The following is a 14,838-nucleotide window of genomic DNA, read 5'->3' as shown; positions in this document are numbered from 1 at the left end:
CTGACCCACTAATCCCCCAATGACCAATGACCAATGACTATTGACCAATGACCAATGACCAATGACCAATATTACGTCAATTGCCCTATAGAATGGCTCTGAATCTTGGAGGATATTTGAGTATGAAAAATCATAGAAAAATGAGAGCAATTTTATTTAGTTCACTACTGCTGTTAAGTCTAAGTATTCAGGCGCAAAATATCGATAGTTTAACCACTTTGGCCAGTAATGGAAATGTAGAGGCTCAGTTGAGTCTTTTAGACTATTACATGGGACAAAATAATCGCGCCAAAGCATTTGAGTATCTACAGGCTGCGGCAGCTAGTAATCATGCACCATCGCAATATACTATGGGAGTGGTGAGCCAGCAACAGGGTGATAGTGCAGTCGCACTCAAGTTTTTGCGTGCCTCTGCAGCACAAAACTATTTGCCCGCAAAGCATGATTTAGGAGTATTCTACATGAATGGATGGGGAGTTGAGCCTTCTATGGATGAGGCTATTAAATTATTTAAAGAAGCTGCCGATAAGGGTTATGCCGATTCACAGAATAATATGGGCAACATATATATGGATGGAGTTGGTGTTGAACAGAATTATAATGAAGCAAAGAAGTATTATGAACTAGCTGCAAGCCAAGGTATGGCAATGGCACAGTTTAATTTGGGTGCTTTGTATATGGAAGGAAAAGGTGTGGAAAAGAGTATGCCGAAAGCCATTGAATTTTTTACACAAGCGGGGCAACAAGGGCATTTGCAGTCTCAGAAAAATTTAGGTGTGATTTACAAATCAGGAATGGGAGTAGAGGTAGACAAAGCCAAAGCTCAGTATTGGTTTGGACTGGCAGGTAAGCAAGGCGACCAGGATGCTATGAAAGCATTTCTTGAGTTAAATAATGGAGGTGGTCAATAGACTCTTCGGACAATATGTATACTGAATCACAGGGGGATTTTCTAGGTTGATTGTAATTGCAGGGTTTTGAGCCCTGCTTTTACTTTTTTCTATGTTCAGTTTTCGGAAAATGGAAGTATGAAAATGCTGAAAGTTATCCCAGCTTTCACCACCGTACTAGCCATTTGGGGACTCTGGACTAGCTGGTGCTTGTTTTATCTTTTTAATCTGTATCTAAGTTTGCCGGCCTTAGCTTTAGCCATTTTGATTAATGTCTATGCTACTCACAAAGCCCTTAACTCCAAGCCTTTTGAAAGAGAATAAGAATAGGTTTGTGAATACTCACTTTGAACTATAAAACTCGTAATGTTGAATTGCTTCTAATAAACAGATTAGGTCAATTGCCCTATTGAGTGGGTTAAGGCCAGATCTTAGCTTTGTTTTATCAATGTATTTAATATCTAAAAGAATAATATGAAAAGGACGATATGTTTGGCTATGCTAGTTTCGATGCTCACTAGCCTCAGCCTATTTTCACAAACGGTAGAAGACTTTAAAATCAGAACAGCAGGGCCTGGGAACCTGAATTATAGAAAGCACTCTAAAAGAGTTGTTATCTCAGACTTCCACGTTAAATATCAGGTGGCGCTAGAACTCAAAGATTCACAAAAGGGAGGCAAAATGTGGAGAGGAGGTTTAAGAGGAGATGCTAAAGCTTCATTGAATCTTGTGTTGGATGGCCTAGATCCAGACCAATTACAAAAATTGACAGATCAGCTGTACGACACTTATGTGGCAGAGCTGAAAGCACAAGGTTTTGAAGTAGCCTCTGCTGAAGAACTTTGGAATCATGAAGCCTACGAAAAAAACCGTGAAGAAAGATGGGAACTAGTGCCAGGGTACGGTCCAGGGGACAGTGGAGAATACGGGCTTATATTTACGAGGCCAACTAACGGAAAGTTTGTAGTACCTAAAAACTACAACGGAATGTATGTAGGAGCAACTGTTGGCAAAATCAACAACAAGGAAAGAGACTTTATTTATAACAGTGTGTCTTTGGTGGTAACTATTTTTGAGGACAGCCAAGGAGAACTCTCCAAAACTTTGAATAGGCATGCTAAAGCTGCACAGGTAAAAGCAGAGACTAATTTCAAAATAAGTGAAGAAAGCAAGGTTTGGTTTGGCATGGGTACCATTTCTCCAAGAGGGGGGGTTGAGGTATCTGATGTAATTAACAAACAGAAGTTTGAGGCAGGACAAAATGCAGACAGGGATAAACTTGGTACGGACTATGGCGTGTTACGTATTTGGAAAGTTGATGATAAGGAAAAGAAAAATTATTCTACTGTCGAATGTAATCCCGAGAAATACTTAAAAGGTACAGAGCTTGGAGCAAATGCTTTTTTGAAAGAAAGCATTCAGTTTTTGGTGAAAAAGGCCAATTGAGAATACTTTTTATGGTGATGTGCATAAGCTCGTTGGGTTCTCAATTTATTCAGAACTCGCGGGCTTTGCCTTTTGAGTTTCTATCGCCATTTCTAATTTCTCTTTCTTTTTGTATGATTGTGTTTGTGCTTTAAGCGCTTTTTAGGAAGAAATTCAGGCATGTTTCAACCCAAAACTTGTGAATAATCAAATTGGCTACATTCTTATTAAAGACTTGATCTGATTATGAATAAAAAAATATTTGAAATACTTTAAAGCCTAACTCTTCCAATTAAAATTCTTCTCTATTTTTATTCCATGCGTTCATTCCATAAACTTCGTTTTCTAATAGCCATTTCGCTGTTACTATTTGCGAGTGTCTGTTTACAGGCACAGAATACACCTCAATCGGTTATCGATGCCCTTAAAGATTCCCTCTCTGTGAAGAGTGGAAAAGAGCGAATTGAGTTTTTAGGAGATATCGGTTTCAAGTACCGAACCATTAATAAAGACAGTGCATGGCATTACGTTCGCCAAGCCTATAAAGAAGCAGAGGCTTTTGGAGACAAAGACCTTCAAGGTAGAATATCAATGAACCTGGCCATTCTGAAAACCGAGGCCGGAGATTACGAGGATGCCATCAAGTCTTATAAACTCGCCATGAATTTGGTAGATTCTACCAATGGTTCGCAAACGCTGAGCTTTGTATATCACAATATGGCCAATGCCTATGAACGCACTGGCGTTATAGATACCGCAATTTACTATTCCTTAAAGGCGCTTAGACGGTATGAAATCGCCAATGATTCGCAGAGAATCGCATCGGTAAAGTTGAATATTGCCAGCCAATACCGAACCATTAAGGAGTATGAGTTGTCGGAAAAAGTGAATATGGAGTCTTTAGAAATGTACCGCGCTTTGGGCGATGTGTTTTTTCAAGCGGCAATTGAAAACAATTTGGCTTTGCTCAATAATGATCAGGAACGCTATCAAGAAGCACTTCAGCATGCAGAAAAGTCACTGGAATTATGGCAGTCTATTGGGCAAAGGTTGGTCGTAGCTTACAGTTATACCAACTTAGGTATTGCGCAAAAAGGACTTGGCCAGTTAAATGAGTCAGAGCAATCTCTTAAAAATGCCTTGGCACTTCAGCAAGAAAGGGGAGATAGATACGAGGTAATATTCTTGAAGATGCATTTAGCAGATGTATTAAATAAGAGGGGAAATTATACCGAAGCGGCAAACTTAGGTAAAGAAGCATATCAAGGAGCGGTGGATGATGACCTGCTTATCTTTCAACAAAAAACAGCACTCACGCTTTCTAGCATTTATGAAAATGAGCGCAACTACCAAAAGGCATTAGTTTACCTGAAAAAGAGTAATGCGGCTCAGGATAGCCTATTTATTACCGATAAGGCCAAAGAAGTTTTAAAACTAAAACAACAATACGAAACAGAACAAAAGGAAAACGAAATCCTTCGTCAACAAAATGAACTGGTTGAAAACGAACTGATTATTAAAAAACGAAACAACTTGCTTTTGGCCAGCGGTGGTTTGGTCATACTTATTCTTGTGATAGGTTATGGGGTTTTTAGAGATCAGAAGTTGAAAGCACAAGCGCAAAAACGAGAGGCCGAACTGCAAAAGGCCATGGTAGAAGCGCAAGCACAAGAAAATTTAAAGGAACAACGTATTCGTATTGCCCGCGATTTACACGATAATATCGGATCTCAACTTACCTATATTACCTCAATTACAGATACCGCAAAACGGAATATAGATAAAGGTGAGGTGTTTATGGCCGAAAAACTAACCCAAATGAAGCAGTTTACCTTAGTAACCATTGCTGAATTGCGCGATACCATTTGGGCGATGAATAAAGATGAAATCAGTTTAGAAGATATTCAGGAGCGTACAAACCAATTGGCCGCTACGATTCATGATGCCACTGATGATGCCATTAGCGTACGCACATTTGGCGACAATAGCGATAAAGTACTGAATGCTTTTGTGGGAATGAACCTGTTCAGGATTATCCAAGAATCGATCAATAATGCCGTAAAACACTCAGGAACTAGTGAAGTGGTGGTGTCTTTTAAAGAAGTTGGAAATAAGGTTGAAATCCTGATTGAAGACTTCGGAAAAGGCTTTGACACCAAAGCAGAATCTGCTGGAAACGGACTTTATATAATGAAAAGTAGAGCGGAAAAAGCCGGGATTGAATATAAGCTAAGCAGTAAAGTAGGAGAGGGAACAAAAGTAGAATTGACTGTGGAAGCCTAAAATGTAGAAATTAAGACAGTTAGAATTATGAAATTAAGATTGGCTATAGTAGATGATAATACCTTTTTAGCGAGGGCGATTAATGAGAAACTGTCTCCTTACAGTGATTTAGATATTAAATACACTGTACACAACGGAAGCGAATTTTTAGCCAAATTGGAGAAGAACCATAACCTTGATTTGGTATTGATGGACATTGAAATGCCCGTGCTCGATGGTATTGAAACTGTCAATATTGTCAAGCAGAAATACCCACATATCAAGGTGCTTATGCTCACCGTTTTCGATAATGATGAGAATATTTTCAATGCCATTCGTGTAGGGGCAGACGGCTATTTACTCAAGGAAATTGAAGGAGATAAACTTCATAAAGCCATTATAGAAACCATTGAAGGAGGTGCAGCCATGAGCCCGTCCATTGCGGTAAAAACCTTGAAACTGCTTCGTTATCCAGAAAAACAAGACTCACTCCGAATAGAAGAAGATATTGTAGACTTAAGTACACGCGAACAAGAAGTATTGGAGCAGTTGGCCGAAGGACTTAGCTATACTGTAATTGCCAATAACCTATTCCTTTCGCCCAGTACAGTAAGAAAGCACATCGAAAATATCTACAAAAAACTACAAGTGCACAACAAACTAGAGGCCGTTCAAAAGGCCAGAAGACAGAGTTTGATATAGAAAACTTAAAGTCAAAAATTTTCTTATCGATTAAGGCTTTTGTTATTTTAGAAGCAGATCTAAAGTAATCCAAAATGAACGGTAAAGTGGTTGATAATTCCAGAAGAAAATTTTTGAAAAACAGCGGTTTAGTAACGCTGTCTACTTTTTTACCGCTTTCAATCTATGCCTGTCAACCAGACAAAACTTCGAAAATCAGATTTGGCCTCACTACCGATTCACACTATGCCGATCGTGAAAACTCTGGCACTCGCTGCTACCGCGATTCTATTGCGAAAATGAATGAGTTTGTGGAGGTAATGAACAGCGAAAAAGTCGATTTTGTAGCGCATTTAGGCGATTTTAAAGATGAAGACCTAAAACAGGAAGAAGCAGATACGCTACGCTATTTAGAAACGCTAGAGAATGCTTATGCAAAATTTGATGGGCCTCGTTTTCACTGTGTAGGCAACCACGATGTAGACAGCATAAGGAAAGAACAGTTCCTAAGTCATATAGAAAACACGGGCATTGATAAGTCGAAGAGTTATTATTCTTTCGATAAAGAAGGTTTCCATTTTGTGGTATTGGATGCGAATTACCATGCCGATGGGAGAGACCAATTTTACAAAGAAGGAGCAGATTGGCAGGATGCCAATATTCCCGAAGTGGAGTTCAATTGGCTCAAGCAAGATTTAGAAGAAAACGATTTACCCACGATTGTTTTCTGTCATCATCCGCTTTATGAATTCAATAAAGAAGGTGCTAAGTTTCATGTCAACGATTACCAGAGATTTCAGCAATTGTTCGAAGCCTCAGGTAAAGTATTGGCCGTATTCCATGGTCACGTTCATGCAGAAGAGCACACTCAAATCAATGGAATTCACTATGTCACCCAGTTGGGAATGGTAGATTATCAAGGCTTGGAAAACAACAGCTTTGCCATTGTAGAAATTGATGACCAAGCCATCCATATCAAAGGCTATAAAAGGGTAAGCGACCTGACGCTGGAGTTTTAATATTATTGGTGGCTTCGGTAGGGTAGGAAAGTGAGTGCCAGAACGCAGTAGGGTTAATCAAGTGTTGAAGGTCAAGCAAAGCGAAAACGCTTGTTTTCCTTCCCTGAGGCACGAAGGGTCTAAAAAACAACGAGCGCAGTCTTTGATAATAAGCAATCACAGGTTTGGAAAACCCTTGAATGTGGGAAACGTGAAAAGATGCTTACAGCATGACTTAGCTTTGGGGGTTGTGCCAATGCCATTTCTGTATTAGGTAAGCTGGCTAGAAAGTCACCCTGTAAGGGTCTTTTTCAGAAACACAGATAGAAACACTAAACTGAGAAGGATGCCGAGATTTACCGAATTAAATACCCCAAAATGCCATGTGCATAATTAAGTGTTGAAGGTCAAGCAAAGCGAAAACGCTTGCTTTCTTTCCCTGAAGCACGAAGGGTCTAAAAAACAACGAGTGCAGTCTTTGATAATAAGTAATCACAGGTTTGGAAAACCCTTGAATGTGGGAAACGTGAAAGGATGCTTACAGCATGACTTAGCTTTGGGTGTTGTGCCAATGCCATTTCTGTATCAGGTAAGTTGGCTAGAAAGTCACTCTGCTCCTAGACTTCGGAGGTCTTTTTCAGTAACACAAACGAAACGTTAAATAGCAAAGGTCACGAAGGTACTCAAACGGTACGTCCAGAATACGGTACTGTACGGCTCGCTTATACTCCAAATACTAACCTGACTTAAGTCAGGTTATTCATTGACTCCTATCATTAGGCGAGCAGAATAATCATGGTATTTTTGTTTTAAATAAAATAGACATGAAGAAGATTTTACCCCTGTTTTTACTGTGTTTTTTAGCACTTAGTTGCTCAGAAAAACTATATGTAACCTCCGACCAAGAAAAGGGCATTGACTTTACCCAGTATAAAAGTTTTGCATGGGCAGAAGGTCAAGAAAAACCTGGTAAATCGAATCCAATGTTTGATAATGAGCTCAATCGTAAGCGAATTATGGAGGCGGTAGAAGCTGAAATGGAGATACTCGGCATTAAGAAAAAAACAGGAACTCCTGATTTAATACTTGATTTTCATATTGTAATAGACCAGAAAATAAGCTCTCTGACTCATAACGATTACCCCTACGATGTGAAATATTGGTCAGAATATCAGGCAGAATCTTATACGTTTAACCAAGGTAGTATCGTGATTCATATGGTAGATAATCAAAAAGAGCTTTTGGTTTGGCAGGGCATTGGCAGTAAAACCCTTAATGATGTTCCGCCTAAAGACGCAGAAGAAAGAATCAAAAAAGGAGTAAAAGCTATTATGGCAAAATTCCCTACAGCGAAAAAATAATTAACTCTATTCTAAAAATGCCCTTGTTGATTTTGATCAGCAAGGGCGTTTTTGTCACAAATCATTTAGCTCTTACACCCGATTTTTTTAACAGTAGTAAAGCGAGCTGATTTTAATCTTTGAACTTATAGGTACTTACATAGTCATTGACTTGCCCATTGTATAACTCTATGTGAGTAATCTTCTTCACTGGATACCCCTTTTTATGATATTGGTAAGTGTAGGTGTTCGTGCTAGATACTTCACCCTTGTTGTTTTTTATTAACATTTGCCCTGGGTTATTCTCACTCAACTTTATAAGTGGATTAAAGGGATTGATTGAAAACATGTTTTCTCCATTGACTCTATCATCATACCCGCTATACGAGAAAGTAGTAATGAGCTGTGGTTCATCTTCGTTGGGGGTATAATAATAAAGACGATGTTCGGTTAAATTGCCTTTTGAATCATAATCGTAACTATCACCACTTACCGGAATTACCCCACCTTCCTCTGGGATATCTTGAAAGGTAACAGATTTGGAAAGTTTTCCTTCTTCATTGTATTCAAACGTATGGATTTGATTATGTCTTGAATAAACATATTCATCCGTTCTTACAATCTTGTCATCATCGTAGGTATAAACCATTCTCCAACCATTGTCAACATGAGATTCTGTTAATACACCTTCATCATTGTAGAAGTAAATTTGAGTAGATTCACCCCAGCTTTCATCTGAATATTTAGAAACCATGTAAATTCTGATCAACCTATACTGGCTATCAAAATAAAGTGTTCGGCTATAATTTAGCTCCGAATAGGTTTCTGGTAATAAACGCTTGTCGGGTACCGCACTGTCATCTGATGAGCAGGATGAAATGAAGGCTAGCGTAAATAAAAGCATAAGCCTAAATGACCATTTAGTGGTATGCATATAAATTAAATTTTGAGTTTTCGACCTGTTAATTCTTGAAAAATAAACTAACAATGATCCCTAGACCCAAAATCGAAATACAAGGTTGGAGAGGGAAGAAAATATTTTGGAAAGGTGCTTATAAGGCCAAGGCCTTTTACGTAGCGAAGAAATTGAGGTAAGCAGGATATAATGCTTTCATACTTTACGCAGTGATAGACCCTTCGTTTCTCTCAGGGAAAGAAACAGACGGATGACTGACATAATTAACTAAATCGGCAAGTTCATCCCCTTATGCACAGAGATTCCAGTGATTCTGGAAACTGACTAAGCATCTTTTTCATCCTAAATGCAGCGAAGGAATTAATAATTTAAGGGCTTCCCTTACCTCAAAGCCTCCCACAACACCTCCACTGGATGTTTGGCTATTCTGCTGGTGCCATCTTTGATTTGATGACGGCAACTCGTTCCTGCAGCAGCAATGATCACCTCTTTCGGTTGCTGGCGTACGGTAGGGAAGAGCACCAATTCGCCAATTTTCATCGATACCTCATAGTGCTCCTTTTCATAACCAAACGAACCTGCCATACCACAACAGCCCGAAGCAATCATATGTACTGTAAAATTTTTGGGCAACGAAAGCATTTTCTTGGTGGGCACCATAGACGAAAGCGACTTTTGGTGACAATGTCCGTGTACTTTAATCAATTTGGTTTCGGTATTGAATTGCTCGGAAGTAATATTTCCTTTATCAATTTCTTGGGCCAAAAACTCTTCAATCGTAAACACATGTGCCGAAAGTGCCTTTGCTTTTTCCTGCATTTCGCCTCGCGTTAAGCTGATGTATTCATCTCTAAAGGTCAGAATAGCAGATGGTTCAACGCCAATTAAAGGAGCATTAACATCGATCAGCACACTGAATTGCTGAACGTTCTGTTCTGCCAAAACTTTGGCTTCGTCTAACAAACCTTTAGAAAGCTGAGGACGACCAGAATCGGCATGAGGAACAAATAGGACTTCATAGCCTAGCTTGTCCAATAGCAAGACAGTGGTTTTCCCAATTTCAGCATCATTGTAATTGGTAAACTCATCACAAAAGAAATAGACTTTACGATTTGAGGTTCTCGGCTTAAATTCCTTTTTCAACCACTGGGCCAAAGGCTGCTTGGCCAAAGCGGGCATGCTTCGTTCTTTCGCAAAGCCCGCAATCGACTTCGCAATATTCCCTGTAAGGCGATTTCCAAACACTAAATTATAAGCCCAAGGCGCTTTGCTGGCCAGTTTCATGCTTTTAGAAAAGTGGGCAATCTGTTTGGTGCGAAAAGGAATTCCGTTGCTTTTGTGGTACTGATGCTGCCATTCACCTTTTAGTTTGGCCATGTCTACATTAGAAGGACATTCTGAAGAACAGCCTTTGCACGACAGACATAAGTCCATTACTTCCTTAATCTCAGGATTATCAAAGGGGTTGGCCTCTGTGGAATGCGTAAGGATTTCGCGAAGCATATTGGCCCTAGCACGGGTAGTGTCCTTTTCATCGCGGGTGGCCATATAACTCGGACACATCGTTCCGCCACTCAGTTCTGTTTTTCGACAGTCGCCCGAACCGTTACATAATTCAGCGGAGCGCAAAATGCCTTCATGTTCCGAAAAGTCGAAAACGGTGTCAAATTCAGGCGTGACCTGATTTTTTTCGTAGCGCAAGAAAGTGTCCATCGGAGGAGTGTCCACAATCTTATTAGGGTTGAAAATATTTTCAGGATCCCAAATGCGCTTCATTTGCTTTACCAGCTGGTAATTATGCTCACCAATCATCTGAGGTAGAAACTCACCGCGCAAACGCCCGTCACCGTGTTCGCCAGAAAGCGATCCTTTGTATTTCTTTACCAAAGTGGCAATTTCTTCGGCAATGGTGCGGAAGAGTCTTTGGCCTTCTTCTGTCTTTAAATTTAGAATAGGGCGCAAGTGCAATTCTCCCGAACCTGCATGTGCATAATGTACGGCAAACAGGCCATACTTCTCAAGAATTTGGTTGAATTCACGAATGTAGGCGGGCAAATCCTTAACATCTACTGCGGTATCTTCAATCACAGGTGCAGGCTTGGCATCGCCTGGAATATTGGACAACAGTCCTAAACCTGCTTTTCGTAAATCCCAAACTAGTTTAATTTCATCACCTTTTACTACAGGGTAGGCATAGCCATGGCCAGTAGTCTTCAGCTCTTCAATAAGCGCCAATACTTTGGTATCGGCTTCTTGCGCTGTTTCTCCATTAAGTTCCACCACTAAAATGGCCTGCGGGTCGCCCTGAACAAAGAAGCGATTGGCCTTGTACATGGCGTTTCGCTTGGTGGCTTCTAAAATATAATGGTCCATCAGCTCACAGGCCGATGGTGCATATTTTAGCGCCACCAAATTCGCCCGAAGGGAATCATCAATAGTTTGGGAATGAATACAGACCAAACGTTTGTGATTGGGTGGGAGTGGAGTGAGCTTTAGTTTGGCTTGGGTAATAAAACATAAGGTGCCTTCTGATCCCGCTATTAAGCTGCTAAGATTAAAGGGGCTACCGTTTTCGGTAAATGGCTGCTGACGCAAAAGCATATCGAGCGCATAACCGTTGTTTCTTCTGGGTACATCTGGTTTGGGAAAACCATCAATAATCTCCTTTTGGTTATTAGGTTGTTGCAACATTTCGAGTGTTTCAGCATAGATTTTACCCTGAAGCGATTTCTGCTGCTGTAACTCATTTACCTCCACAGGGCCATAATGGGCTTCACTACCATCGGCTAAAATGGTTTTCACTTCAAGTAAATGCTCTCTTGTACTTCCGTATACCACCGAATTTGACCCGCATGAATTGTTGCCAATCATTCCGCCAATCATGGCGCGATTGGCGGTGGAGGTTTCTGGTGCGAAAAAGACCCCATATTGTGCTAAGTGTTTGTTCAGGTCGTCCCGAACAATTCCGGGTTCTACCCATACATAACCTTCTTCGGTATTTACTTCTAACACCTTGCCGTAGTGTTTTGAAAGGTCTACTACAATACCATTGCCCACTACTTGGCCTGCCAATGAGGTGCCAGCAGTTCTTGGAATCAGCCCTGTTTTATTTTCCCGAGCAAAGTTGACCAAGGCGATAAGGTCTTTTTGGCCTTTAGGAACAGCTACTGCTAAAGGAAGCTCACGGTAAGCAGAAGCATCAGTAGCGTAAAGTTTCCGTGTAATAGTATCGGTAAATAATTCGCCTTGAAGAGTAGATTGAAGGGCATTCCAGTTCATAAACGCAAATTAATTGATTCGCTTAGAACTGAGCCGTTTGTTTGAAGGAATTAATTGAGGCTATCAACTTATTTTTTCCGTGGCTAAACAATTGCATTATACTTTAGTTTCAACTCTATAATCCTTGATTTTGCCAACTCAACTCAAATATCTAACATCTGAAACGCCCATTGAAGAAAGGATAGCAATGCTATTGGCTGACCGTGATAGAACGGCTGTTCGGCTTATATACCAAAATTATTCGCCCATTTTGCTTAATGTAATTTTAAGAATAGTAAAGTATGAGGATGTCGCCAAAGATGTACTTCAAGACGCATTATTAAAAATTTGGCGTAATTCTACTAATTTCGATGCTTCGAAAGGAAGTTTGTTTACTTGGTTAGTCAGAGTTTGCAGAAACGCTGCGATAGACAAGACACGATCTAAAGATTTTAAGCAAAGGCAAAAATCTGAACAATCGGTTGACCTCGTATTTGTTTCGGAAACGTTTGGGAACGAATCTGAGGTAAATGATGAATCGGTCAGAGAATTAATGTTTCAACTTCCTGAAAAACAGCGTACGCTTATTAGTATGTCGTTTTTTGAGGGATACAGCCATCCAGAAATTTCTGAGCGACTAAGTATTCCTTTAGGAACAGTGAAAACGCGCATTAGAATGGCGCTACAACATTTAAGGTCAGTAGTAGAATGAATATTCAAGAGTACATAGCATCAGGTATTTTGGAGTCTTATTGGGCAGGTGAGCTCAGTGATGAAGAAATGCAGAAAGTAGATGCAATGGCAGTGCGTTATCCAGAAATAGCGGCAGAACTCGATGAATTGAGGAATGTACTTATCAATTTGGCCAATAGCCAGGCAGGTGCTGGAGATTCGACCGTACTTGATTTTGTGACGAGCACCATTCGGGACGAGGAAAAAGAAGCCTTTTTAAGGGCTATTGAAGAACCCGAAACTCAAATAAAGAAAATTACAGTAATTCCTAGATGGATAACCGCGGCAGCTGTTTTGTTGTTTTTGAGCATCGCATTCAATGTTTATTTCTTTTTAAGAATGCAAAGCGCAAAAGACGATGTGCGTAGAATTGCTGCAGAAAATTCAAAAATGGCTTATAAAATTGAGTCTACTCAACAAGAATTAGACTATGCCGAATTACGTGTAGCTCATTTTTTGAATGATGATAATATACATGTGCGATTGGATGGTTCTGAACTCTCACCAAAATCATTTGCCAATGTTTTCTGGAATAAGAACACCAATGCCGTATTTATCAGTGTAGATAATTTACCTGAGCCACCAAAAGGACATCAATATCAGCTTTGGGCCATCAAACCTGGGCAAGCTCCAATCGATGCCGGAATTTTTGACCATAACCAGTTGGTGCAAGAATTAAAAGTGATCAAAGGAGAGGTGCAAGCTTTTGCCATTACGCTTGAAGAACAGGGGGGTACACCTGTTGCTACCGTAGATCAAACCTATGCCAGAGGTTTTTTGAAAAAAAGTTAGGCATCAAAAATCTATAGCCACCTTATTGGTCGTAGTTAGAGTGAATTTAAACTAAAACACTTTCAAATCATTCTAATTATGAAAACTCAAAAATTAAGAAATCTAATTTTAGGTACAGTTGTAGCTTTATTTGCTACTATCAATGTTGCTAAAGCGCAATCTAAAGACATCGTTGATTTAGCAGTAGGGAACGACAACCTAAAAACCCTAGTAGCCGCTGTTAAAGCTGCTGGCTTGGTTGAGACTTTGAAAAGCACTGGTCCTTTCACTGTTTTTGCCCCAACCGATGCCGCATTTGCCGCTTTGCCTGCCGGAACGCTAGATATGTTACTAAAGCCAGAAAACAAGGATAAGCTAGTAGCAGTGTTAACCTACCACGTTGTGTCGGGTAAAGTAATGTCAACCGACCTTTCTAATGGTCAGGAAGCTGCTACCGTACAAGGAGAGAAAGTTAAAGTGATGATGGCCAATGGTAAAGTAATGATTAGTGGGGCTACTGTAGTGGCTGCCGATGTGAAAGCGAGCAACGGAGTAGTGCATGTGATTGATAAAGTGATTTTGCCTCCGAGCATGATGAAATAGTTCATCGTTCATTTTGGTTATGTTGTTTGGCCCTCGATGAAAATCGAGGGCTTTTTTGTTTGAGAGGAACGTTGATTTTTCGATAGTGTTAGTGTAATGAGATTTTACTTTTTGCCTCAATTGTTTTAAATAGTAACTCTACACTAGTCTTGGCGTCTCGCTAAGACTAAAGGTGAAATAATGATTACATTTTATGTGTAGTGGTGGTCACTAAGGTTAGAAATAAACACCGTTTTTTTCATTTCTTCGACTGACGTTGTATAGTCTGACATTTTCTTCGATTTTCCGATATGTATTGGTGTTGTATTCATTCTGTTGTTTATTTCTCTAATTGGCATTTCTTTCAAACTGTCGAAATCATATTTCCACCATTCAAAATCTTGTATTCGCTGGTTTTGAAAAGCAGTCGTACTTCTGTCATTGTCTGTAGGTCGAAAGATTAGATCACCAATAATTTCTTCAGCTTTCTTAGAGTCCAAAATTATTCCGTCATAAATCAGCTGATTGTAGAATGTGGATTTGAAAATAATATCTATGTCGTTTACATTGTTCGCATTTATGTCTGTCAGAATAACATTGTATTTGGTCAGGCCATTTGAAACTAACCAACATTTCTTAAGATGAACATGAAATAAAGCTGCATTCCATTTGCCTAACAGGCTATCATCGCTAATGTCTTCAGTGCAAATGATTTTCTTTATCTGCTTTTCTAACTTTTTCGTAGTATGTATGATAGTCGTCTTCAAATGGTGGCAACGGTTACTGTATGTTTTCGTGGCTGAATTCAAAGTAGTGAAATTTCGGTTTACCACGGAGTCAATCTGCAAGATTGGCTCGCTAAATTTGTTCTTCATAGCCAGTCAATCTTGCAGATTGACGGGATTTCTACGAAGAACCAAAGCCTCGAAAACCACTAACTAGCCATGAAATATACAGAGTGTGTGTGCCTTGAATGGTGAATA

The 14,838-nt window shown here is 39.8% G+C and carries 12 protein-coding genes; 9 read left to right on the top strand and 3 right to left on the bottom strand.

All coding sequences use genetic code 11. From position 1 onward, the window contains the following. Positions 1 to 140 precede the first annotated feature (140 nt). The 6 genes from OB69_RS14265 to OB69_RS14235 all read left to right on the top strand — a co-directional run bounded on the left by OB69_RS14265 (position 141) and on the right by OB69_RS14235 (position 7,617). Positions 141 to 911, top strand: coding sequence for a tetratricopeptide repeat protein (locus OB69_RS14265; protein WP_185096914.1), 771 nt, complete (start codon positions 141 to 143; stop codon positions 909 to 911). A gap of 453 nt (positions 912 to 1,364) precedes the next feature. Beyond that, a complete protein-coding gene (locus OB69_RS14255) occupies positions 1,365 to 2,336 on the top strand; it encodes a hypothetical protein (RefSeq protein ID WP_053224423.1) in 972 nt (323 codons plus the stop codon). Positions 2,337 to 2,633: 297 nt separating this feature from the next. Then, the gene (locus OB69_RS14250; protein WP_053224422.1) at positions 2,634 to 4,598 is read left to right on the top strand and encodes a tetratricopeptide repeat-containing sensor histidine kinase; all 1,965 of its coding nucleotides are present in this window, start codon (positions 2,634 to 2,636) and stop codon (positions 4,596 to 4,598) included. Positions 4,599 to 4,625: 27 nt separating this feature from the next. Next, the gene (locus tag OB69_RS14245) at positions 4,626 to 5,279 is read left to right on the top strand and encodes a response regulator (protein WP_053224421.1); all 654 of its coding nucleotides are present in this window, start codon (positions 4,626 to 4,628) and stop codon (positions 5,277 to 5,279) included. A 74-nt stretch (positions 5,280 to 5,353) separates the two neighbouring features. Further along, complete coding sequence (locus tag OB69_RS14240; protein ID WP_053224420.1) at positions 5,354 to 6,277, top strand: metallophosphoesterase family protein; 924 nt, start codon at positions 5,354 to 5,356, stop codon at positions 6,275 to 6,277. An 803-nt stretch (positions 6,278 to 7,080) separates the two neighbouring features. After that, positions 7,081 to 7,617 carry a DUF4136 domain-containing protein gene (locus OB69_RS14235; RefSeq protein ID WP_053224419.1) on the top strand — a complete coding sequence of 179 codons (537 nt, stop codon included), beginning with the start codon at positions 7,081 to 7,083 and terminating at the stop codon, positions 7,615 to 7,617. Between the two features lie 112 nt (positions 7,618 to 7,729). On the opposite strand, the gene OB69_RS14230 is transcribed toward OB69_RS14235, so the two are convergent. Together OB69_RS14230 and OB69_RS14225 are read right to left on the bottom strand one after the other, a co-directional pair. Continuing rightward, positions 7,730 to 8,530: a hypothetical protein gene (locus tag OB69_RS14230; RefSeq protein ID WP_141655437.1), complete on the bottom strand. Its 801-nt coding sequence runs from the start codon at positions 8,528 to 8,530 to the stop codon at positions 7,730 to 7,732. 363 nt (positions 8,531 to 8,893) lie between these two features. Further along, positions 8,894 to 11,791 carry an FAD-binding and (Fe-S)-binding domain-containing protein gene (locus OB69_RS14225; protein WP_053224417.1) on the bottom strand — a complete coding sequence of 966 codons (2,898 nt, stop codon included), beginning with the start codon at positions 11,789 to 11,791 and terminating at the stop codon, positions 8,894 to 8,896. A 130-nt stretch (positions 11,792 to 11,921) separates the two neighbouring features. Here OB69_RS14225 and OB69_RS14220 point away from each other — a divergent pair, with 130 nt between their 5' ends. The 3 genes from OB69_RS14220 (at position 11,922) to OB69_RS14210 (ending at position 13,876) form a co-directional block, all read left to right on the top strand. Beyond that, entirely contained in the window at positions 11,922 to 12,482 is a 561-nt protein-coding gene (locus OB69_RS14220) for an RNA polymerase sigma factor (protein ID WP_141655436.1), read from the top strand. Continuing rightward, positions 12,479 to 13,294, top strand: a complete 816-nt coding sequence (locus OB69_RS14215; RefSeq protein WP_053224416.1) for an anti-sigma factor — start codon at positions 12,479 to 12,481, stop codon at positions 13,292 to 13,294. The genes OB69_RS14220 and OB69_RS14215 overlap by 4 nt, the downstream gene beginning before the upstream one ends. A gap of 78 nt (positions 13,295 to 13,372) precedes the next feature. Next, positions 13,373 to 13,876 carry a fasciclin domain-containing protein gene (locus OB69_RS14210; RefSeq protein WP_053224415.1) on the top strand — a complete coding sequence of 168 codons (504 nt, stop codon included), beginning with the start codon at positions 13,373 to 13,375 and terminating at the stop codon, positions 13,874 to 13,876. Between the two features lie 191 nt (positions 13,877 to 14,067). Here the strand turns inward: OB69_RS14210 and OB69_RS14205 are convergent, their stop codons facing one another. Further along, entirely contained in the window at positions 14,068 to 14,730 is a 663-nt protein-coding gene (locus tag OB69_RS14205; protein WP_053224414.1) for a DUF6933 domain-containing protein, read from the bottom strand. Positions 14,731 to 14,838 lie beyond the last annotated feature (108 nt).

The sequence above is a fragment of the Roseivirga seohaensis subsp. aquiponti genome, from assembly GCF_001267955.1.
Taxonomy (GTDB): domain Bacteria; phylum Bacteroidota; class Bacteroidia; order Cytophagales; family Cyclobacteriaceae; genus Roseivirga; species Roseivirga seohaensis.
Note: the sequence above shows the minus strand (reverse complement) of the source record. Positions and strands in the feature narration are given on the sequence as shown.